This is a genomic window from Devosia sp. MC1541, from assembly GCF_012847305.1.
Taxonomy (GTDB): Bacteria; Pseudomonadota; Alphaproteobacteria; order Rhizobiales; family Devosiaceae; genus Devosia.
In genome coordinates, this window is sequence record NZ_JABBDZ010000009.1 from 128,691 (window position 1) to 148,647 (window position 19,957).

The following is a 19,957-nucleotide window of genomic DNA, read 5'->3' on the forward strand; positions in this document are numbered from 1 at the left end:
CCTTGCCATCAATAGTTTCCGCCGCACTAGCAGACGGACCCAGACATGACCTCTCGCCCCGCCCATTTGGACCCTAAGAACTCTTTCCAGGGACTTATCCTGACCCTCCAGAACTTCTGGGCGTCGCATGGCTGCGTGATTTTGCAGCCATATGACATGCAGATGGGCGCTGGTACTTTCCACACGGCGACCACCTTGCGCGCGCTCGGCCCTAAGCCGTGGAAGGCCGCTTACGTTCAGCCTTCGCGTCGTCCAACCGATGGTCGTTATGGCGAGAACCCGAACCGTCTGCAGCACTATTACCAGTTCCAGGTGATTTTGAAGCCGTCGCCGGAAAACATCCAGCAGCTCTACCTCGACTCGCTGGCTGCCATCGGCCTTGACGCTTCGGTCCACGACATTCGCTTTGTTGAAGACGATTGGGAAAGCCCAACTCTGGGCGCTTGGGGCCTAGGTTGGGAATGCTGGTGTGACGGCATGGAAGTTTCCCAGTTCACCTATTTCCAGCAGGTCGCTGGCTTTGAGTGCTCCCCGGTTCCGGGCGAAATCACCTATGGTCTTGAGCGCCTCGCGATGTATGTGCAGGGCGTTGAGAACGTTTACGACCTCAACTTCAACGGCCGCGAAGGCGACGAAAAAGTCACCTATGGCGACGTTTTCCTGCAGAACGAGCAGGAGGCCTCGAAGTACAACTTTGAAGCTGCCGACACCGACATGCTCTTCCGTCACTTTGAAGACGCAGAGCGTGAGTGCAAGGCGATCCTTGCTAAGGGCGTTGAAGGCAATCGCCAGACCATGGCGATCCCAGCCTACGAACAGGTCGTTAAAGCCTCGCACAATTTCAACATGCTCGACGCCCGCGGCGTGATCTCGGTCACCGAGCGCCAGAGCTACATCCTGCGCATTCGCGAATTGGCCAAGGCCTGCGGCGAAGCCTGGCTCCAAACCGCCGGCGGCGGCGCAGAGTAAGCGGTCGACATCGCAAGAGTTTTGAGAAGCCGGTGCGTCTGCATCGGCTTTTTCTTTGCATTGCCTTTATGCATTTCAAGGTATATTCTGGCGCTCTGGAAGGTTAGGCCGCACACGCTGCAGGGGCTGACATGGATGGCTATAGTGTCGTCTTTCATCCTGACTATGTTCCTGAATTTCGCGTTCTGCCCCTCGCCGTCAAGGAAGCTATCGGGGAGGCTTTCGATCTTTTGCGCGACAAGGGACCGACCTTGGGGCGCCCGCAGGTCGACACTTTGAACGGATCAAAATTTCGGAACATGAAAGAGCTCCTCGTGTTTACGCCAAAGGGAGCATGGCGCGTTGCTTTTGCGTTCGACCCAGACCAAAACGCGATCGTTCTATGCGGCGGAGATAAAGCTGGAGTGGCTTCTGCGCGTTTTTACAAGCAGCTGATCGCGAAGGCTGATCAGCGTTACGAGTGGTGGTTATCGGCTTGAGGCCGTTGTGGAGAGGCGAGATGAGCATGAAGCCCGGCGCAGTTCACTGGAGCGATATGCGAGCCGAACTTCCTGCGGATGTGCAGGGACGTTTGAACGAGAAACGTGCGCGTCGGCTAGCCGGTGAAGCGATGGCCGAATTGCGCCGCGCGGCAGGCGTCACCCAGGCAGAAGTCGCAATCGGTGCCGCCATTCCCCAAAGCAATGTGTCGCGAACTGAAAAAGGCGACAACATGCTGCTCTCCACGATAGGCCGCTATATGCATGCAATTGGTGGCAGTGCAGAGCTTGTTTTGCGTAACGCAGAAGGCACTGAAATCCACATTGCTCTCGATGCAGTGAGTGCCGATCTGCCCAAGCAATCCAGGTAAAAAGATAGCCGGTGCTCATCACACCGGCCTTTTTCGTTTTACTCAGCCGCGACAGGCGCTTCGACAGAAACCACCGTCAACAACTGCCGCTTGCCGCTGCGGTCGTGCCAGGTGATCGCCTGGCCGGTTTTAAGCCCGATTAGCGCCGCGCCCACTGGCGTCATCACCGAAATCTTGCCCTGTTCAATGTCCGCATCAGCCGGGTAGGCGAGCGTAACCGTGTGCTCTTGCCCCGAATTAGTCTGATAGGTCACGCGGCTGCCCATCTGGGCCACTTCCGCCGAAATCTTCTTATCCTCAACCACGCGCGCGCGGTCGAGTTCGGTGAGCAAGCGCTCTGCCACGTCCGGCATGCGGTCTAGCCCAGCCAGTGCGAGTTCATAAAGCTTGGTGTGGTCAGCCTTGCTGATCACGATTGCAGGCGACAAGTCGCGACGGATTTCGGTCATTATGGCGACCTCCCCGAGAGCATAGTCCGGCCGCGCAAAATCCTGCGCAGCATCGGGCCGTTGATAAAATTGAAAATGAGATGTGCCGGGAGACGAAGTGCCTAGAGCCCTAAGCAGGCTCCGGCGCGGGCATGCCTAGGGCATCTATCCTTCGACAAGGATGGTGCAGCGATGGATCGGGCTCATACTCATAGTGTTTAAGCTAGGTGTTGGGCAGAATAAGTCAAGTCCAACCGCGCCGTAGCATGTTGCAAACAGACCTGTGACCTGCCAGTCTCCGGCCAATTTTCTTGAGGAGTTCGCCCATGGAATGGGTCTTTTTAGGCATTGTCGCGATTGCTGCGGTCTATGCGATCACCATTTACAACAGCCTCGTTTCCAAGCGGCAAATGGTGCGCGAAGGCTGGTCGGGCATTGATGTCCAACTCAAGCGCCGCACCGACCTCATCCCCAATCTCATGGAAACCGTAAAGGGCTATATGGCCCATGAGAAGGAAACGCTCGACGCGGTGATCAACGCCCGCGCTAAGGCCACTTCTGCCGCCGCCTCAGGCCCAGAAGCCCGCGCTCAGGCGGAAGGCGAGCTGAGCTCTGCCCTTGGTCGCCTGCTGGCCATTGCCGAGGCCTATCCGGACCTGAAAGCCAATACGACCTTCCTCGAATTCCAGTCCGCGCTGCAAAAGACCGAGGACGAAATCCAGATGGCGCGTCGCTATTACAACGGCGCTGTGCGCGATTATAACATTCAGGTCGAAAGCTTCCCGTCCAACGTCGTGGCCAACACTTTTAAGTTTGAAATGGCAGAATATTTCGAACTCGAAAACGAAGCCGAGCGCGCTGTCCCTACTGTGAAGTTCTAAGATCTATGTCGGCCCTTCTGCGCTTTTTCTCCGCTGTCATTCTGACTGCTATGCTGGTCATGTCAGCGTCGGCGCGCGAAGAAATTCGCTCGCTTATTGCCGACGTTACCCTAGCCACCGATGGCGCCGTGCATGTTACGGAAACACTTGTGGTCAACGCAGAAGGGCTCGAAATTCGCCGCGGCATATACCGCGATATTCCCGTCACCATGCGCAGTGACGATGGCAGCAAAATCCGCATTGGGCTGGAGGTTGAGGCCGTCACCCGCGATGGCGCGGACGAACCGTTCCGCGTTGAGCGCATGGGTGATTTCCGCCGCATCTGGATCGGCGATTCCGAGGCCTTTGTGCCGCGTGGCTTGCACACCTACACCATCACCTACACCATGCCGCGCATGGCCCGCCCCAGCGCCTATGGTGACGAGCTCTATTGGAACGCGACGGGCAATTACTGGATTTTCCCGATGCTCTCCGCTGAAGCGCGCGTGCGTCTGCCCGATGGGGCCATTATCCAGAATGCCTTTGGCTACACTGGCGACGCGGGCTCCAGCGAGCAAAACGTCACCATTTCCCGTCGGGGTGATAATGCCGCCATCATCAAGTCCAATCGCGTGCTGGGGCCGGGTGAGGGGCTAACCTTTGCCATCTCGTTCCAAAAGGGTATTGTCAGCTATCCGCAAGGCACAGATGCTCTGTGGCAAAACATCTCCGACAATCGCGACGTCCTGCTCAGCATCGGCGGCGTCGTCCTGCTGCTGCTCTACAATTTCACCGCATGGCTGAGGGTTGGGCGGGATCCGGCCAAGGGCACGATCATTCCGCTGTTCTACCCGCCCGAAGGCTTTTCCCCGGCCTTGACCCATTATGTGAACCACTGGGGTTTTGCCGGTCAGGGTTGGAAAGCCATGACCGCCGGCATTTTCAGCCTGGGGGTCAAGGGTCTCGTGAACATCGACAACACCAGCAAAAAGCTGGTTGTCACCAACACGGGCAGAAAGCCCGACGAAGCCCTGCCTTCAGGCGAGCAGATCCTTTTTGATTATTTCACCAAAAAGGGCACAGTGACTTTTGATCAGGCAAACGGCTCTGAAATCGGCGAGACCAAGGGTGCTTTCGTCAACGCCATCACCCTCGAAAATCGCGATAAGTGGTTCAAGGCCAATTTCGGCTTTGCGCTCGTAAGCTATGCGCTCACCGCGCTCATGCTCGGCGCCATGGTCTTGTTCGACATTATCGAAATCGAATGGCTGGTGTTGGCTGGGGTAATCGGCATCTTCGCCACCTTCATCAGCGCCATGCTGTTCAATGTTCTGATCAAGGGCAATTGGATCGGCCGCATCATTCTGGTGGTCTGGGGCGGAATCTTCATTGCCAATGCTGGCACTGGCTTTGCCGACATGTTCACAGATTTCCCCTTGGACAGCGCTTTTATTGCCGCAGCTTCCATGGTGCTGATTTCGATCATTTTCACCATTCTCATGCGCGCCCCAACGGTTCAGGGCCGCAAGGTCATGGATCAGATCGACGGCTTCAAACTCTATCTCGAAACCGCCGAAAAGAACCGACTCAATATTGATGCTGAGCCGCCAATGAGCGTCGAACGCTTCGAGCGCATTCTGCCCTATGCCATTGCTTTAGGCGTAGAAAAGCCGTGGTCCGAGCATTTTGAAGCGGAAATGGCGCGGATTTCGCCCGATCCAGAGCGCGGCTCCAGCTACGCACCAGGCTGGTATTCTGGCGGCAAAAACTTCTCGTCCAGCTCCGTTTCTAACGCGATTTCCGCAGCTTCCGCGGGCATGGCTGCAGCCATGGTCGCCTCCCAACCGGTGCAGGCCAGCTCTTCCGGCTCCTCTGGCGGGGGCTTTTCTGGTGGGGGCGGTGGCGGTGGCGGTGGCGGAGGCTGGTAGACAGCCCCGCTTTGCCACGATAATCAGTCCCCCTGCCTGCCTTACCAATCGCGGTTTCCGACCATGCCCGAACTTCTGCTTGAAATCTTCTCCGAGGAAATTCCCGCCCGCTTCCAGCGCCGCGCGGCTGAGGACCTGAAGAAGTCTGTCACCAATGCCTTGGTTGATGCAGGACTGGTCTATGAGGGCGCGCAAGCCTTCGTAACCCCGCGTCGTCTGGCGCTCACCATTGCTGGCCTTCCAGCCCGCTCGCCCGATACGCGCGAAGAAAAGAAGGGCCCCAAGGTCGGCGCCCCACAGCCCGCTATTGATGGTTTCCTGCGCGCAGCAGGCCTGTCGTCCATCGACGAGGCCACTGTTCAGTCGGATCCGAAAAAGGGCGATTTCTACATCGCCATTATCGAAAAGCCCGGTGCCGATTCCGTCGAGCTACTGTCGCAGGTCCTGCCAAAGGTGATTGCTGATTTCGGCTGGGCCAAGTCCATGCGCTGGGGCTCGGGCACCTTCCAGTGGGTGCGTCCACTGCGCGCCATCACTGCCACCTTCGGCACCGAAAACGACGAACCCGTCGTTATTCCATTCACCATCGCTGGCATTGAATCGGGCCAGACCACTTTTGGTCACCGCTTCCTCGCGCCTGAAGCGATCCGCGTGCGCCGTTTTGAAGATTACGTCATGTCTCTGGAGCGCGCCAAGGTTGTGCTCGACATCGACCGCCGCAAGGACATCATCAAGACCGACGCCGATAACCTTGCCTTTGCGCAGGGCCTTTCCGTCATTCACGACGAAGGCCTGCTTGAAGAAGTCGCCGGTCTCGTCGAATGGCCAAATGTCATGATGGGCTCGTTCGATCCTGCCTTCTTGAAGGTGCCGGAAGAGGTAATCATCGCCACCATCCGCGCCAATCAAAAATGCTTCTGCATTCGTGATGCCTCGGGCAAGCTGGCCCCGAACTTCATCATCACCTCCAACCAGATCCCAACCGACGGTGGCGCCACCATCGTTGCGGGCAATGAGCGCGTGATCCGCGCCCGTCTCTCCGACGCTGCCTTCTTCTACGAAAACGATCTGGCCAATCCGCTCGAAAACGGCCTGCCGAAGCTCGAAGACATGGTCTTCCACGCCAAGCTCGGCACCCAGAAGGAAATGGTTGATCGCCTCGTCGCGCTCGCCGCCGAAATCGCACCGCAAGTTGGTGCTGATGTCGAAGCGACCAAGCGCGCTGCGCTTCTCGCCAAGGCCGATCTCGTCACCGCCATGGTTGGCGAATTCCCTGAACTTCAGGGCCTGATGGGCCGCTATTATGCTGCCGCTCAGGGCGAAAAGGCAGAAATCGCGACCGCGGTCGAAATGCACTACAAGCCGGTTGGTCCGTCCGACCGCGTGCCATCCGAACCGGTTTCGATTGCTGTCGCTCTGGCCGACAAGCTCAACGTGCTTTCTGGTTTCTGGTCGATTGATGAAAAGCCAACCGGCTCGCGAGACCCGTTCGCGCTGCGCCGTGCCGCCCTCGGCGTTATCCGCATCATCACCGAAAACAACCTGAAATTCCCGCTCAAGGTCGATGCTGATCTCCTCGGCTTCTTCCATGATCGCCTCAAAGTCTCGCTTCGCGATGCTGGCGCACGCCATGATCTCGTCGACGCCGTCATCTCTGCTGACAGCAACGACATTCTGCAGATCACCCAGCGCGCTGAAGCGCTCACGGAACTGCTATCGTCTGACGACGGCAAGAACCTGCTGGCGGGCTACAAGCGTGCTGCCAACATTCTCGCCGCTGAAGAGAAGAAGGACGGCAAGTCCTATGCTGGGGCGGTCAACGCTTCAGCCTTGAAGGGCACCGAAGAAACAGCTCTCGCCTCGGCGGTCGAAACCGTCAGCGCCGCTGTTTCTGCCAATGTTGCTCAGGACGATTACAAGGGCGCAATGGCTGAACTCGCCACCCTGCGCGCCCCGGTTGATGCCTTCTTTGAAGCCGTGCTCGTCAACGACGCAGATGCGTCCGTCCGCGAGAACCGCCTCAACCTTCTGGCCCGTCTGCGCGACACCATGCGTCTCGTCGCCGACTTCGGCAAAGTTGCTGGTTGAACGAGCGGCTTCCCAAAACACCTCTTTCCTCTCCCTTATGGGCTTCGTAGCGTCAAGAGATCGGTCCGGTGGACCGATCTTAGCGGAGAAGGCCATGAGAGCTGTGCTCGAATGGCTTGGGTAGGGTGAGGGGGCAGCCACGAACCCTTCGCCCCTTCACACCTCGCCCTTTGGGGGAGAGGTCGACGCGAAGCGGCGGGTGAGGGGGCAGCCACGAACCCTTCGCCCCTTCACACCTCGCCCTTTGGGGGAGAGGTCGACGCGAAGCGGCGGGTGAGGGGGCCTTCCTTAAAGATACTGCTACCTTCCAACAAAAATCCTTTCCCCCGTGGCACGATGCCGTGCGGTGCGCGTTATCCCTGCGATAAAGTTCTCGGAGAATTTCAATGAGTGTTGGCCTACTTGCACTGCTCGATGACGTGGCAGCACTAGCGAAAGTTGCGGCTGCATCTCTGGATGACGTTGCCAGTCAGGCCATGAAGGCCAGCGTTAAAGCTGCTGGCGCGGTCATCGACGACGCGGCCGTAACCCCTAGCTACGTGAAGGGCTTTGAAGCCAAGCGCGAACTGCCCATCGTCGGCCGCATCGCCTGGGGCTCGCTCAAGAACAAGATGCTGTTCTTGCTGCCAGCGGCGCTCATCTTGTCTTATTTCCTGCCGTGGATGATCACCCCGCTCCTCATGATCGGTGGCGCTTACCTTTGCTATGAAGGCGCTGAAAAGGTCTTCCACATGTTCGCGCCGCATGAGGCCGAAAAGCACGAAGCTGCCATCGAGCACACGGCGGTTGACCCGACCTCGCTCGAAGAACAGCGCGTTGCAGGTGCGATCAAGACCGATTTCATCCTCTCGGCTGAAATCATGACCATTGTTCTGTCGGCTATTGATGTTGACAATTTCTGGTACCGAGCAGGCATTCTCGCCATCGCCGGTGCGGGCATCACGGTCGCGATCTATGGCACCGTTGCTCTGATCGTGAAGGCCGATGATTTTGGCCTGTTCCTGTCGCAGAAGGCCAAAACCCACACCGGTCGCGCCTTTGGTCGCGGTATCGTTGTGGCCATGCCCCACTTCATGCACATCCTGAGCATCGTCGGCACTGCAGCCATGACCTGGGTTGGCGGTAGCATCATCGTCCACGGCCTTGCTGGCTTTGGCGTTTCTGGCATTGAACACATGGTCAAGGACGCTGCTGCCTGGGGCGCTGCGCTCCTGCCATCCATCGCCGGTGTCGCCAGCTGGTTCGTGACCGCCTTCATCGACTTCTTCATCGGCCTCGCCGTCGGCGCTCTGATGATCCCAGTCGTCAGCTATGTCATCAGCCCGATCCTGAAGGCCGTCAAAGGCCTCCTCCCAAACCGCACCAAAACCGCCTAACCCTTACCTCTCCCTTCGGGGAGAGGTCGACGCCTCGCGTCGGCTGAAGGGCCCAAAAATCCCCGGGGCACTGCCCTTTCTTACCTCTCCCTCTAGGGGAGAGGTCGACCAAAGGTCGGGTGAGGGGGCCTTGCCCCTACCTGCAGCGCAACCAATTTTTCCCAACACCGCCCCACTCCCTCCCCTTGCGGGGAGGGTAATAAAGCTAGGCCGTAGCGCCGCTGGGATCGGGGAACAATCCCCCCAAAACTCTACCGCTTAAACGGCGCCATTCCCTCACGCGCCAGCTCATCGGCGCGTTCGTTGAGCGCGTGCCCTGCGTGGCCCTTCACCCAAAACCATTCGATATCGTGGCGCTTGGTCGCCTCATCGAGTGCCTGCCAGAGTTCGACATTCTTCACTGGCTTCTTGTCGGCGGTTTTCCAGCCGTTGCGCTTCCAGCCATGCATCCAGCTCTGCACGCCATTTTTGACGTATTGGCTGTCGGTGTGCAGTTCCACCTTGCACGGACGCTTGAGCGCATTCAGCGCTTCAATGGCGGCCGTGAGCTCCATCTTGTTGTTGGTCGTCAGCTGCTCGCCGCCCTTGAGCTCCTTGCGGTGCTCCCCGAGCTGCAAAATAGCGCCCCAGCCGCCGGGGCCGGGATTTCCCGAGCACGCACCGTCGGTATGAATAATAACTGCGTCAGACATGGGCTATGGGCGCTTCAATATATGGAATTGGCAGGTAAGCCCGTTGGGCTCGATGTCGACATGGGTTCTCTCCATGCCTATTTTGGCTAGAACCGCCAAAGAGGGGGCGTTTCTGGTATCGGCGAACCCTATGAAGTGATCGCCTTTACCGGCCTTAAAATACCAGTCTCTTAGGCCCGCTGCGGCCTCGGTTGCAAAACCTTGCCCGTGGAAATCCTCAAAAAGAGCGTAGCCAATTTCTGGTTCGTCGGTTGGCCCGTAGATGCCAAAGCCTGCGCGGCCGATAAATGCGTTGTCGCTCTTGCGCCGCAGACGCAGCTTGCCCAATTGCCGTGTTTCGAAAAGTTCGATCCAGCCTTTAAGGGCTGTTTCTGCCTGCTCGCGTGTCCAGGGATCGCCGCTGACCGTCAGATAGCGCGACACATTGGGATTGCCATGCAATCGAACAAGGTCATCGACCTGCTCGAACCTCCAGCCTGAAAGGATCAGCCTATCGGTTTCGAACAGGTCAAGCTCGGTCATTTTGCAGATGCCACTTCCAAGTTACGAAGCACTTTGGGAATGTTGAAGGCGATGTTCTCTTTCGCCGTTGTGGTGGTCTTCACCTTGACGTCGTAGCGCGCAGCGAAAGCGTCGATCACTTCTTCCACAAGGCTCTCCGGTGCCGAAGCGCCCGCGCTTACACCCAGCGATTTAATATTGCCATAGATCGACCAGTCAATCTCGCTGGCGCGATCCACCAGAACGGCATGCTTGCAGCCTGCGCGCTTGGCCACTTCCACCAGCCGCTGCGAGTTCGACGAATGGGGCGAGCCCACTACGATCATCGCTTCCACTGTTGGGGCCACAGCCTTGATCGACTCCTGCCGATTGGTGGTGGCGTAGCAAATGTCTTCCTTGTGCGGACCGTTGATTAGCGGGAAGCGGGCGCGCAGCGCCTCAACGATTTCGCGCGTATCATCGACCGAAAGCGTTGTCTGCGTCACAAAGGCCAGCGTCGAAGGATCTTTCGGTTCAAACCCGGCCACATCGTTGACGGTCTCGATCAGCGTCACGCTGCCCGGCGGAAGCTGGCCCATGGTGCCAACAACTTCGGGATGGCCAGCGTGGCCGATGAGCACGATCTCGTGACCGTCTTCAAAGTGTCGCGTCGCTTCCACATGAACCTTCGAGACCAGCGGACAGGTCGCATCGAGGTAAAACATGTTGCGCGCTTTAGCGTCAGCCGGAACCGATTTCGGAACGCCATGCGCAGAGAATACGACCGGCGCGTCGGTTTCTGGAATCTCATCGAGTTCTTCGACGAAAATCGCGCCCTTTTCCTCAAGTCCTGCCACCACATACTTATTGTGTACGATGGCATGGCGAACATAGACCGGCGCGCCGTATTTCTGCAGCGCCAGCTCTACAATCTGAATTGCGCGATCCACGCCCGCGCAGAAACCACGCGGAGCACAGAGGGTGATATCGAGGTGCGGCCTTTTATCCATACCCGATGAGATGCTTTCCGCGCGTTGGCAAGTCAAGTGCTGTTGCAGCCGCGGCAGGCATGCGCCATATGTGTTAGACGCGTGGCGAGGAGCCTTCTCTTGAGTTTGGCGCAGGAAATGTTTGCGATTGCCCCGGCGCTGGGGAAGGCGAACCTTGGAGCTGCTCAGCTAAAATTGCTGACAGGCAAGGCGCGCTGGATTTTCCGCGTCGGTGAAGCAGGCTTCCCCACAGTCCCCACGATTGCCATCACTCGCGCCGCTTGGGATGAATTACAGGCCGAACGCTCCCGCCGGGACAGCCGCCTGCGCACCCATTGGGTCGCCTGCCTGTTCAAGTTGGTCGAAAAGGACGGCAAGCCCCCCGTCTTGGTCGTCCGCACCTCGGCTGTCCTCCACAATGGCGGCCTCATGCCCGCCAAGACCGGCATTGCCGCCCCCTCCGCGCCCGAAGATTCGGTAGACCCAAACCGTCCATTGGCCCGCGCCATCAAGGAAGCGTTTGAAAGCTACGGCCCGACCGGACGCGGCTGGGCTGGCGCACGCTCGGATGTTGATCGCAGTCGACAGATCGTTCTTGTGCAGGCCTATGCCGAAGGCGAGATCGAGCAATTCCTCACCCGCAATGCCGCAACGGGCGTCATCGGGCCTGCCCCGGTCAACGGCCATCCTTTGCCGCGCCTGCCCGAAAGTGTCGCTGCGCTGGTTTCCCTGCTCGACGCGAAAGCGGGTCGCCACATGACCTGCGCCGTCGCTGTGCATAAGGGCCAGGTGCGCTTCTTGTCCGCCCGCCCCATCGAGGCGTCGCCAGCGGCCGAACTCACCGCGGCCGTGGATCGCGTCGAGCGCAAAGTCTGGACGCCACAAAACGCCGTCTCGCGAGTCGATCCGAGCCGCCTCGGGCTCGTGCTCCATCCGCGCATCAAACTCACCCATGATGTTGCCCCCATAGCCACCGGCTTGGGCGTAGCGCCGGGCGCTGCCAGCGGCATCATCACGTTCAATGCCGAAGACGCTGCGCGCCTGCGCGCCCGCGGCAAACACTGCATTCTCGTCGTCAACGAAACCGGCCCCGCCGACATCGAAGGCATGAAGGCTGCAACCGGCATTCTCACCGCTCGTGGTGGCATGTCGAGCCATGCTGGCGTGATCGCCCGCATCACTGGCAAGCCGTGCGTTGCGGGCCTCCGCACGCTGTCGGTCAATGTTGCCGAAATGGTCTGCCACATCGGCGACCGCGAATTCCGCGCGGGTGATCGCCTGACCATCGATGGCACCGATGGCAAGGTCTATGTCGGCACCCTCCCGCTGGCCCAGCCACAAATTGGCGGGGCGATAGGGCGTCTCCTCGGTTGGTCCGATGCTTCCCGCACCATCGCGGTCCGCACCAATGTTGAAACTGTCGAATCTGCGCAAACGGCGCTGAGCTTTGGCGCCGAAGGCATTGGTCTGGCCCGCTCCGAACACATGTTCTTCTCACCCGAGCGCATGGTCGCGCTGCGTCGCGTCATTCTCTCTGAAGACGAAGACGCGCGCTCCAAGGCCATTGCCGGGCTGATCGATTACCAGACGGGCGATTATTCGGCGCTGTTTTCGGCCATGCATGGCCTGCCGGTCACGGTGCGTCTGTTTGATCCGCCGCTGCACGAATTCCTGCCGCGCACCGATGAAGAGATCGAAGAAACCGCCGCCTCGCTTGGCTTCTCTGTCCGCGCCTTGCGCATGCGTCTCGAGCGCATCGCCGAGATCAACCCCATGCTGGGCCATCGCGGCGTCCGCTTGGCCATTACCTATCCAGATCTTTTGCAAATGCAGGTTCAGGCTGTTCTCGCGGGCGCACGCGCGGCCAGCGAAACTCAGGCCGAGCCGGTGCAGGTTGAGCTGATGGTGCCCTTCGTCTCGACGGCGACGGAAGTGGCCTGGGTTCGCGAACGCACCATGGCCATTCTCGAAAACTCCGGCCTCTCGCGTTCAGATCGCGTGCGCTTTTCTTTCGGGACAATGATTGAGCTGCCACGCGCTTGCCTGCGCGCCGGGGACATCGCCTCAATGGTCGATTTCATTTCCTTTGGCACCAATGATCTGACCCAGACCACTTTCGGCATCTCCCGCGACGACGCGCCTGCCTTCTTGGCCGCTTACCAGCGCAAGGGCGTTTATGCGCGCGATCCCTTCGTCAATATCGACGAAAAGGGCGTTGGCGAAATGATCCAGATTGCCATCGAGCGGGGCAGGGCGGTCAATCCGCGCCTCAAGATCGGTATTTGCGGCGAACACGCGGGCGATCCCATCTCGCTGCAGTTCTTTGCCGGGCTCGGTGTCAATTATGTGTCCTGCTCGCCCTACCGCGTCCCAATCGCCCGTTTGGCTTTAGCGCAGACCAGCGCTTAACAAACACGGGTCGCCACCCCATATTGTTATCTGTTACCTCTTACTGCGTAACAGATGCTGACTATGGAAGTGGACGTGACCTCGTGCGACGACTGTTTGGATTTCTAGCACTTTCGTTTGGCCTTGCCTTCGCCGCACCTGCTTATGCCCAGTCTGGCGCCTCTTGCGCTGCCATCCCGGCCAATGACCAACGCCTCGCTTGCTATGATGGCCTGTTTCGCGCCGATACCGATGCAGCAGCCGTCTCCAGCTTCACTCTACAATCCGAGCAAATGATCCCCGCGCGCCCTTCTGGCCGCGCTCATGCCGAGATCATAGTCAGCTGCGAAGCTGGCAATTTGGGTGTGGCCTTCCGCTTTGCGGGCAACACCATGTCCTCCCTCGGCCGCGATGTCGGCATGACCTTCCAGCCCGATCTGGAACGCGCTCGCTCGCAAACTTTGCAGGTCGATCCGACCAATACACAGGTGCTGATTAGCAATAGTGCTGACGTGCGCACCTTCATCGATGGCTTGCGTGGCGCCCAGAACTTAACTGTTCGTGTGACCCCGGCCAGCAGTCGTTCTCTCAATGTGCGATTCAAAGTTGCAAATTTTGCTCAAGATGTTGCGCCGGTAATCGCTGGTTGCACTCAGTAACTTACGTTACCTAAACTCATCTAATCGCATGTCGGCGTTTATTTTGTCGCAGCCTACAATCGCGTGAACCATAACTTGGTCACACAATGGCCACGTCATCGTCTCTCTGCGTATTTACTCCGCGCTAACCTTAATAAGACATCATCTGGACGTCGGCAGTTTGAGTTTGGCTGCCCGTTCCAGTTTGTTGCGTAGCGTTGAGTATCATTTATGGCCCTTTCCCACCGGCCTGAGGCGTCTGCACGCCCGGTCAGCGCGGTTAGCCGTGGACGTCCATTTGCCAAAGGCTTGGCCCTGAGCGCTTTTGCGTCACTGGCCTATGTTGGCTTGATTGGCGGCGCGCTTGCTCCAACCGCCGATGCGCCCAAACTGCCAAACACCGCCCCCACGATTGATGAAGAGCTCGCCAGCCTGACCTATAATGGCGTCGATCCGATCATCACCGGCTCCGTTGACCACCTTTTCCAGACCGATTTCTTCACCGGCCCTAATCGCGCGGAGAAAGTCACGCGCGTCCGTCAAGAAATCGACATGACCGCCATCAACGAAATGTTCGAAAAGGCGCGCACCGAGATTGCCTCTCTGCGCGGTACCTCCATCGATCACTCGCCCGTCGATGTCGTCGCTGAAGTCACCATGCCCGAGCCGCCCCGCGTTGCCGTCGCAGGTCTACACCCCAGCGCTGCCGCAGCCCTCGATGCGATTGCTGGCATAGCGCCAAGTGTTGAAGGTGCGACCGTTCAGGGCAGCATTCCGATGCCCGAGGCCATGCCCACGCAGTTGGCCTATGCTCGCGCAACAGCGCCAGCCACCGTCACCCAGCTTCAGGGCACGCCAATGGCCGACGTGTCCGACAAGGAAATGTGGTGCCTGGCGACGGCTGTCTATTTCGAAGCCCGTGGCGAAGTCTATCGCGGTCAGGTTGCGGTCGCGCAGGTCGTTCTCAACCGCGTTAAAGACCATCGCTACCCCAATACGATTTGCGGCGTGGTCTTCCAGAACCAGCACAAGCGCAATGCCTGCCAGTTCTCCTTTGCCTGCGATGGTATCCCCGATACCGTGACCGAACGCCAACCATGGGCAACGGCCGAAGAGGTCGCCCAAAAGGTTGTTTCCGGTGAGCTCTATCTCACCGAAGTTGGCTCGGCGACCCACTATCACGCCAGCTATGTGCGTCCCGCTTGGGCACCGCGCATGGAAAAGCTAACGCAGATCGGCCTGCACCACTTCTATAAGTTCAAGAAGGGTTGGCTGTTCGGCTAACACAGTCTGAGGGTCGCGCTCGTGATACACGTGCGCGTCCCGTCCGTCCGCACCTTGAGATCGCCATTGCGCACGGTCAGGATTGATCTCGCATTGAGCGAGTTCAGCCCAATCCAATAGCCGCTCTTCCAACCTGCTATCGCATTGCCATCCTCCGTCACCTCGCGCACGGCAATGCCCGGATACTGGATGTGCTTTGAGGTCAGAGCGTCGCTCGAATAGGTGCCGGTGCTCGTGGTGCCAATGCTCACATAGCTCACACGCCCGCCCTCGATCTTCCGGATCGTGGTCGACTTCAGCACATCGGTGCTGACGCTCGTGTCGTAATCGATCTCGTAGTGCCGGTCGTCAAACTTGACCAGGCGGCTGGTGTCGAAGCCGGTCGGCGCGCCTTCAGGCAAAACATCAAGCACAGGACCGGGACCGGCGACGGCAAAGCCGACCGATAGAGCAATCCCAACGGCCACCCCAATCGCCACATGGCGTACCTGACTATCCATCTCCGCCCCTCGCCTGTCTCACTTCGAAACGCATTGTTAACGAAGTAGTAACCATATAGGCGCGGTCGAGCGAACACTCTCTTAAAACTTAGTTAATTTTTAGAGGTCGGAAAATTAGCCGGAAATCTGGGCGCTAATAGTTTCAAACACTTGCATGAGCTGCTTGTGCGCCTGCTGTGTCGGCCACGGCCGGATGAGCCGTTCGAAATCATCGACTTCGAATGCCGCAAGTGTGGGTGAGCCAAAAAGTTTTTCGGCCTCCGCGGAATCAAAACCGGCGAGATAGGTCGCCTCAAAATAGGCCGCTTCCACGTCCGCCTTTTTGACCTGCTTCTTAAGCGTGGCATTCATGGTCGCCGGCAAAGAGAAGCGTAGAAAGATCGCTGACATCAGCCGATCTTCGACCGCCTTGTAGTTGCCGCCCATCGCCGCTTTAAAAGGCGAGATAATATCGCCCATCACATATTCGGGTGCATCATGCAGCAGGCATTGCAACTGCTGCTGCGGGCTCGCCTCCGGGTTGGCTGTCCGGAAAAGCTCCAAAACTAACACCGAATGCTGGGCGACCGAAAATGGGTAGTCACCGACAGTCTGTCCATTCCAGCGCGCCACTCGCGCGAGGCCATGGGCAATGTCAGAGAGTTCCACATCAAGCGGCGAAGGGTCCAACAGATCGAGCCTGCGCCCCGACAACATCCGCTGCCAAGCGCGAACTTCCGTGCGTGCCATCTCTCGCCCCCGCCCTGTGATCCGTACCGTTTCCTAGCAGAACCACTCGATTCGATCACAATCTCTCTCACCTCGCCTCTACGGGAGGGCAACTCATTTAGAGATCGCGGCAGTGCAGCTTGTCGCCCGCGGCGCCAGCCCAATCCCTCCCTCGCTTGCGGGGGAGGCTAGGTGGGGGGGCTTTCTGAGGCCCAAAGCCCCTCACTCCTCCGCCGCCACATCCCCAAAGCCATAGCTCGCCCAGCCCGGCAGGCTCACCGTGACCGGCGCACCATTGACCGTCACCGCGCCGACATCACTCACCCGATCGAGGCGAACAATCGCCACAGCGCGCCCATCGACCACCTGCCCAAGTGTTCCTGCGTCACGTCCCGACGCCACCACAGCGTCGCCCGCAACTCCAGTCACACCAGACACAATCACCGGACGCCGCCGCGCCGTTCCGCGATGCTTCATGCGCGAGACAACTTCCTGCCCCACATAGCACCCTTTGACGAAGTCGATCCCGTCGAGCATCTCCATGCCGAGATCGTGAGCAAAAGCGTCATTGGCGGCAAAATCATTGCCATGCAGCAACACGCCATTGGCAATCCGCGCCGCGTGGTACGGCGTGTCGTTCTGATCCCACTCCGCAGCAGCCTCAGCTGTGTCGATCACCCGGAACCCAATCTGGATCGGTCCAAACCGGTCGCCGTGGCACACCGCACCATCCACAGCATCGGCCGAAAACCCAACGCTATGTGAGGCGCGCAAATCCGAAATCTCCAAATTCGCCCGCAGCTTATACATGCGCATGCGCTTGAAAAAATCGTCGCCGACGCTCTCATGCACATCCACCCAGATGCCATCTTCGGCCCAGCCTGCCAGCCCCTCCGCCAAAATCTTGCCCTGCGGCGAGAGTAGGGCGAACCAAGCCGCCGCACCCGCCTCGCTCGGAATATGCCCCGTCAGCACATCATTGAGGAGGCGATGCGCGTCCGGGCCTGAAAAACGAAAAACGGCACGATCTGCGCGGTGATGAATTGTCATGATCCCTTGCCTCCGAGAGCGGGGGTCGCATATGTCAGCTAACGGCTGACCGCATAAATATGGGACTTGAGACATGGCGCAGTACGACACGATTTTCAAGAACGCGACTGTGGTCAATCACGATGGTGAGGGACAGGCAGACATCGCCGTCAAAAACGGTCGCATCGTCGCCATCGGCACCATCTCAGGCGACGCGGCAGAAATCGTCGACTGCAAGGGGCTGCACATTCTCCCCGGCGTCATCGACACGCAGGTTCACTTCCGCGAGCCAGGCCTCACCCATAAGGAAGATCTCGAAACCGGCTCGCGCGCCGCAGTCATGGGTGGCGTCACCGGCGTGTTCGAAATGCCGAACACCAATCCGCTGACCATCTCCAAGGAAACCTTTGACGCCAAGATCGCGGCGGGCACCAATCGCATGCACTGCGATTTCGCCTTCTACATTGGTGGCACCCACGAGAACGTCGGCGAACTCGCCACTCTCGAAAAGCTCCCCGGCTGCGCCGGCATCAAGGTCTTCATGGGCTCCTCCACCGGCTCCCTACTCGTACAGGACGATGATGGCGTTGAAGCCATTTTGCGCGCCATCTCCCGCCGCGCCGTCTTCCACTCGGAAGACGAATATATGCTCGAAGAGCGCAAGCATCTTCGCGTGGAAGGCGATCCGTCCTCGCACCCCGTCTGGCGCTCGCCAGAAGTGGCGATGAGCTGCACCACGCGCCTCGTCAACATTGCCCGCAAGGTGGGCAAGCGCATCCACGTGCTGCATATCTCGTCCAAGGAAGAAATGGTCTACCTAGCCGACCACAAGGATGTGGCCAGCGTCGAAGCAACCCCGCACCATCTCACCTTGGACGAAACCGCTTACACTAAGCTCGGCACCTATGTGCAGATGAACCCGCCAATCCGTGACGCGGAACACCGCGCGGGCATTTGGGCAGGCGTTGAAAACGGGGTTGTCGACGTGCTCGGCTCCGACCACGCCCCGCACACGCGCGAAGAAAAAGATCACGCTTACCCGGCCAGCCACTCCGGCATGACCGGCGTTCAGACCCTGGTCCCAACCATGCTCGACCACGTCAACAACGGTAAGCTGAGCCTCCAGCGTTTTGTCGACCTCACCAGCCACGGCCCGAACCGCCTGTTCGGCATTGCTAACAAGGGCCGCATTGCGGTGGGTTATGATGCTGACTTCACCATCGTCGACATGAAGCGCCGCGAGACCATCACTAACGAATGGATCGCCTCCCGCGTTGGCTGGACACCCTATGATGGCGTCTCCGTCACCGGCTGGCCGGTCGGCACCATCGTGCGCGGTCACAAGGTGATGTGGCAGGGTGAACTCACCACCCCCTCAATCGGCCAACCCATGCGCTTCCTCGAAGCTCTTCCACAGGGCTAAGCACCTCTCTTCTCCGTGCGCGGGCACCTCTTACCTCGCCCCCACGGGGAGAGGTCGGCCGCAGGCCGGGTGAGGGGGCCTTGATCCGAACTCCGGCGCTCTCCTCCTCCCCCGCTCGCGGGGGAGGCTGGGTGGGGGCTCTCCCCTACTCGCTCCCCCTTGCGACGCTGCCTAGACTGCCCCTTCTTCTCCCTCCCCCTTGAGGGGAGGGCCGGGGTGGGGGCTTTTCTTACCGCTCTCCGACCGAGAAAATCAGCCACCCCCAACCATAAATTCCACGAGGTTGCCGTCCTCGTCGATCACCACGCGCCATCCCGTCCAGCCCCCAAAATCGACAGCGCTCTCGTATTCCTGCGGCGACAGCACGCGATAAGCGTCAACCGTCACGCGTGGCGTTGCCTGAGAAAAGTCGACATGCTGGAGATAGGGCCAGACATAGAGATTTGTCGTCGCGCTGGTGGGGATAATGGCAAAGGGTAGGTCGAGCAGATCGCGCATCATGCCCAAAATTTGCCGTCCGCCGTCGTCCTTAGAATTCTCGCGAAGGGCCACCTCCACATCCTTGGACAGAGAGGGAAACTGAGCAGGCGTTTTCTGCGCCGCCACGACACCCGCAATTTGCTTGACGTCGCCGCTGACGGCGGGGCGGATCAGCGCATCCCGCTTATGCTGCACCGCATCAGGGAGCCAGGACGTATCCTCACTCACATGCATCTCGGGAATAAACGCGACATATGTACTTTGCGCTGGCGAGGGCGTTACCATCGCTATCGAACTCGCTAGGGCAACAACGAGTATACGCATGATTTTCTCGTCCGTTCGAGGTTAGATGAGAAGATCATTGCATACTGATTTAAACAAACAGTCCGTTCAGTGTGTACAAGTTTCGATATTAATTTGTCAGAAGTATTTTTGCATACTGGGTCAGTATTCCCGCGTAACTGAATTTATAATTTGCTGCATCATTGATCGGCATTACTTTCGCTGTTGCGGAGAATGAGCCACTTCTCCTCCCCCGCCCGCGGGACTGTTCATTTGGGACTCTTTATGAGGTGCCTGTTGAAGAACAGATTGAGCGTAATCTCGAGCATCTGCACTGTTTTGGAGACGCGCTTTGTCCGCCGATTGAACCGCGCAAGATTGTCCCTGATTGAGGAATTTGAGGACTCAATCAGGTGGGTTTGCGCCTTTGTTTCCAGGTGTGGCACGGTCACGCCATTGCGCTTGAAAGCGAGTGCGTAACAAGAGTTGGCATCGGTAAAGATGGCCCCGATCTCACCCACAGCCTGCAGGGCCAAGCGGTAAGCCGTGATCGCACTTTCTACGC

The 19,957-nt window shown here is 58.9% G+C and carries 19 protein-coding genes and 1 pseudogene; 11 read left to right on the forward strand and 9 right to left on the reverse strand.

The window, feature by feature from the left end; genetic code table 11:
- Positions 1 to 45 precede the first annotated feature (45 nt).
- From HKD40_RS11505 to HKD40_RS11515, 3 genes are all read left to right on the forward strand, one after another.
- Complete coding sequence (locus tag HKD40_RS11505) at positions 46 to 969, forward strand: glycine--tRNA ligase subunit alpha (RefSeq protein ID WP_169195903.1); 924 nt, start codon at positions 46 to 48, stop codon at positions 967 to 969.
- Between the two features lie 131 nt (positions 970 to 1,100).
- Positions 1,101 to 1,448: a type II toxin-antitoxin system RelE/ParE family toxin gene (locus HKD40_RS11510; RefSeq protein ID WP_169195904.1), complete on the forward strand. Its 348-nt coding sequence runs from the start codon at positions 1,101 to 1,103 to the stop codon at positions 1,446 to 1,448.
- 20 nt (positions 1,449 to 1,468) lie between these two features.
- The gene (locus HKD40_RS11515; RefSeq protein ID WP_248306028.1) at positions 1,469 to 1,819 is read left to right on the forward strand and encodes a helix-turn-helix transcriptional regulator; all 351 of its coding nucleotides are present in this window, start codon (positions 1,469 to 1,471) and stop codon (positions 1,817 to 1,819) included.
- Positions 1,820 to 1,857: 38 nt separating this feature from the next.
- Here the strand turns inward: HKD40_RS11515 and rnk are convergent, their stop codons facing one another.
- Positions 1,858 to 2,268, reverse strand: a complete 411-nt coding sequence (rnk, locus tag HKD40_RS11520) for a nucleoside diphosphate kinase regulator (RefSeq protein WP_169195905.1) — start codon at positions 2,266 to 2,268, stop codon at positions 1,858 to 1,860.
- Positions 2,269 to 2,573: 305 nt separating this feature from the next.
- Here rnk and HKD40_RS11525 point away from each other — a divergent pair, with 305 nt between their 5' ends.
- The 4 genes from HKD40_RS11525 (at position 2,574) to HKD40_RS11540 (ending at position 8,499) form a co-directional block, all read left to right on the forward strand.
- Entirely contained in the window at positions 2,574 to 3,128 is a 555-nt protein-coding gene (locus HKD40_RS11525) for a LemA family protein (RefSeq protein WP_169195906.1), read from the forward strand.
- Between the two features lie 5 nt (positions 3,129 to 3,133).
- Positions 3,134 to 5,035, forward strand: coding sequence for a DUF2207 domain-containing protein (locus HKD40_RS11530; RefSeq protein WP_169195907.1), 1,902 nt, complete (start codon positions 3,134 to 3,136; stop codon positions 5,033 to 5,035).
- Positions 5,036 to 5,098: 63 nt separating this feature from the next.
- Positions 5,099 to 7,123 (forward strand): glycine--tRNA ligase subunit beta, encoded by a 2,025-nt coding sequence (gene glyS, locus HKD40_RS11535; RefSeq protein WP_169195908.1) that lies wholly within the window; start codon positions 5,099 to 5,101, stop codon positions 7,121 to 7,123.
- 386 nt (positions 7,124 to 7,509) lie between these two features.
- Complete coding sequence (locus HKD40_RS11540) at positions 7,510 to 8,499, forward strand: DUF808 domain-containing protein (RefSeq protein ID WP_169195909.1); 990 nt, start codon at positions 7,510 to 7,512, stop codon at positions 8,497 to 8,499.
- Positions 8,500 to 8,750: 251 nt separating this feature from the next.
- On the opposite strand, the gene rnhA is transcribed toward HKD40_RS11540, so the two are convergent.
- The 3 genes from rnhA to ispH are packed head-to-tail and all read right to left on the reverse strand — an operon-like array spanning position 8,751 to position 10,681.
- Complete coding sequence (rnhA, locus tag HKD40_RS11545) at positions 8,751 to 9,191, reverse strand: ribonuclease HI (RefSeq protein ID WP_169195910.1); 441 nt, start codon at positions 9,189 to 9,191, stop codon at positions 8,751 to 8,753.
- 3 nt (positions 9,192 to 9,194) lie between these two features.
- Positions 9,195 to 9,713 (reverse strand): GNAT family N-acetyltransferase, encoded by a 519-nt coding sequence (locus HKD40_RS11550; RefSeq protein WP_169195911.1) that lies wholly within the window; start codon positions 9,711 to 9,713, stop codon positions 9,195 to 9,197.
- Positions 9,710 to 10,681 carry a 4-hydroxy-3-methylbut-2-enyl diphosphate reductase gene (ispH, locus tag HKD40_RS11555; RefSeq protein ID WP_169195912.1) on the reverse strand — a complete coding sequence of 324 codons (972 nt, stop codon included), beginning with the start codon at positions 10,679 to 10,681 and terminating at the stop codon, positions 9,710 to 9,712. Before ispH ends, HKD40_RS11550 begins: the two co-directional genes overlap by 4 nt.
- A gap of 99 nt (positions 10,682 to 10,780) precedes the next feature.
- Between ispH and HKD40_RS11560 the strand changes: the two genes are divergently transcribed.
- From HKD40_RS11560 to HKD40_RS17910, 3 genes and pseudogenes are all read left to right on the forward strand, one after another.
- Positions 10,781 to 13,069, forward strand: a complete 2,289-nt coding sequence (locus HKD40_RS11560) for a putative PEP-binding protein (protein WP_169195913.1) — start codon at positions 10,781 to 10,783, stop codon at positions 13,067 to 13,069.
- An 83-nt stretch (positions 13,070 to 13,152) separates the two neighbouring features.
- Positions 13,153 to 13,707, forward strand: a complete 555-nt coding sequence (locus HKD40_RS11565; protein ID WP_169195914.1) for a hypothetical protein — start codon at positions 13,153 to 13,155, stop codon at positions 13,705 to 13,707.
- 849 nt (positions 13,708 to 14,556) lie between these two features.
- A pseudogene (locus HKD40_RS17910) lies at positions 14,557 to 14,970 on the forward strand (cell wall hydrolase); the annotation flags it as partial.
- On the opposite strand, the gene HKD40_RS11575 reads toward HKD40_RS17910, so the two are convergent.
- From HKD40_RS11575 to HKD40_RS11585, 3 genes are all read right to left on the reverse strand, one after another.
- The gene (locus HKD40_RS11575) at positions 14,967 to 15,470 is read right to left on the reverse strand and encodes a hypothetical protein (protein ID WP_169195916.1); all 504 of its coding nucleotides are present in this window, start codon (positions 15,468 to 15,470) and stop codon (positions 14,967 to 14,969) included. The pseudogene HKD40_RS17910 and the gene HKD40_RS11575 sit on opposite strands and share 4 nt — an antisense overlap.
- Before the next feature lie 114 nt (positions 15,471 to 15,584).
- Positions 15,585 to 16,199: an HD family hydrolase gene (locus HKD40_RS11580; protein WP_169195917.1), complete on the reverse strand. Its 615-nt coding sequence runs from the start codon at positions 16,197 to 16,199 to the stop codon at positions 15,585 to 15,587.
- Positions 16,200 to 16,400: 201 nt separating this feature from the next.
- A complete protein-coding gene (locus tag HKD40_RS11585) occupies positions 16,401 to 17,228 on the reverse strand; it encodes a folate-binding protein YgfZ (protein WP_169195918.1) in 828 nt (275 codons plus the stop codon).
- 73 nt (positions 17,229 to 17,301) lie between these two features.
- Between HKD40_RS11585 and HKD40_RS11590 the strand changes: the two genes are divergently transcribed.
- Positions 17,302 to 18,630 carry a dihydroorotase gene (locus HKD40_RS11590; RefSeq protein WP_169195919.1) on the forward strand — a complete coding sequence of 443 codons (1,329 nt, stop codon included), beginning with the start codon at positions 17,302 to 17,304 and terminating at the stop codon, positions 18,628 to 18,630.
- A gap of 252 nt (positions 18,631 to 18,882) precedes the next feature.
- On the opposite strand, the gene HKD40_RS11595 is transcribed toward HKD40_RS11590, so the two are convergent.
- Together HKD40_RS11595 and HKD40_RS11600 are read right to left on the reverse strand one after the other, a co-directional pair.
- Positions 18,883 to 19,434, reverse strand: coding sequence for a hypothetical protein (locus tag HKD40_RS11595; RefSeq protein ID WP_169195920.1), 552 nt, complete (start codon positions 19,432 to 19,434; stop codon positions 18,883 to 18,885).
- A 227-nt stretch (positions 19,435 to 19,661) separates the two neighbouring features.
- Positions 19,662 to 19,957: IS1 family transposase (locus HKD40_RS11600; protein WP_169195921.1), on the reverse strand; the 296-nt coding region annotated here is incomplete at its 5' end.

Bases quoted from the DNA above. Each gene is read 5' to 3' on its own strand.
- HKD40_RS11505 (WP_169195903.1), top strand. From the start codon at position 46: ATGACCTCTCGCCCCGCCCATTTGGACCCTAAGAACTCTTTCCAGGGA.
- HKD40_RS11510 (WP_169195904.1), top strand. From the start codon at position 1,101: ATGGATGGCTATAGTGTCGTCTTTCATCCTGACTATGTTCCTGAATTT.
- HKD40_RS11515 (WP_248306028.1), top strand. From the start codon at position 1,469: ATGAGCATGAAGCCCGGCGCAGTTCACTGGAGCGATATGCGAGCCGAA.
- rnk (WP_169195905.1), bottom strand. From the start codon at position 2,268: ATGACCGAAATCCGTCGCGACTTGTCGCCTGCAATCGTGATCAGCAAG.
- HKD40_RS11525 (WP_169195906.1), top strand. From the start codon at position 2,574: ATGGAATGGGTCTTTTTAGGCATTGTCGCGATTGCTGCGGTCTATGCG.
- HKD40_RS11530 (WP_169195907.1), top strand. From the start codon at position 3,134: ATGTCGGCCCTTCTGCGCTTTTTCTCCGCTGTCATTCTGACTGCTATG.
- glyS (WP_169195908.1), top strand. From the start codon at position 5,099: ATGCCCGAACTTCTGCTTGAAATCTTCTCCGAGGAAATTCCCGCCCGC.
- HKD40_RS11540 (WP_169195909.1), top strand. From the start codon at position 7,510: ATGAGTGTTGGCCTACTTGCACTGCTCGATGACGTGGCAGCACTAGCG.
- rnhA (WP_169195910.1), bottom strand. From the start codon at position 9,191: ATGTCTGACGCAGTTATTATTCATACCGACGGTGCGTGCTCGGGAAAT.
- HKD40_RS11550 (WP_169195911.1), bottom strand. From the start codon at position 9,713: ATGACCGAGCTTGACCTGTTCGAAACCGATAGGCTGATCCTTTCAGGC.
- ispH (WP_169195912.1), bottom strand. From the start codon at position 10,681: ATGGATAAAAGGCCGCACCTCGATATCACCCTCTGTGCTCCGCGTGGT.
- HKD40_RS11575 (WP_169195916.1), bottom strand. From the start codon at position 15,470: ATGGATAGTCAGGTACGCCATGTGGCGATTGGGGTGGCCGTTGGGATT.
- HKD40_RS11580 (WP_169195917.1), bottom strand. From the start codon at position 16,199: ATGGCACGCACGGAAGTTCGCGCTTGGCAGCGGATGTTGTCGGGGCGC.
- HKD40_RS11585 (WP_169195918.1), bottom strand. From the start codon at position 17,228: ATGACAATTCATCACCGCGCAGATCGTGCCGTTTTTCGTTTTTCAGGC.
- HKD40_RS11590 (WP_169195919.1), top strand. From the start codon at position 17,302: ATGGCGCAGTACGACACGATTTTCAAGAACGCGACTGTGGTCAATCAC.
- HKD40_RS11595 (WP_169195920.1), bottom strand. From the start codon at position 19,434: ATGCGTATACTCGTTGTTGCCCTAGCGAGTTCGATAGCGATGGTAACG.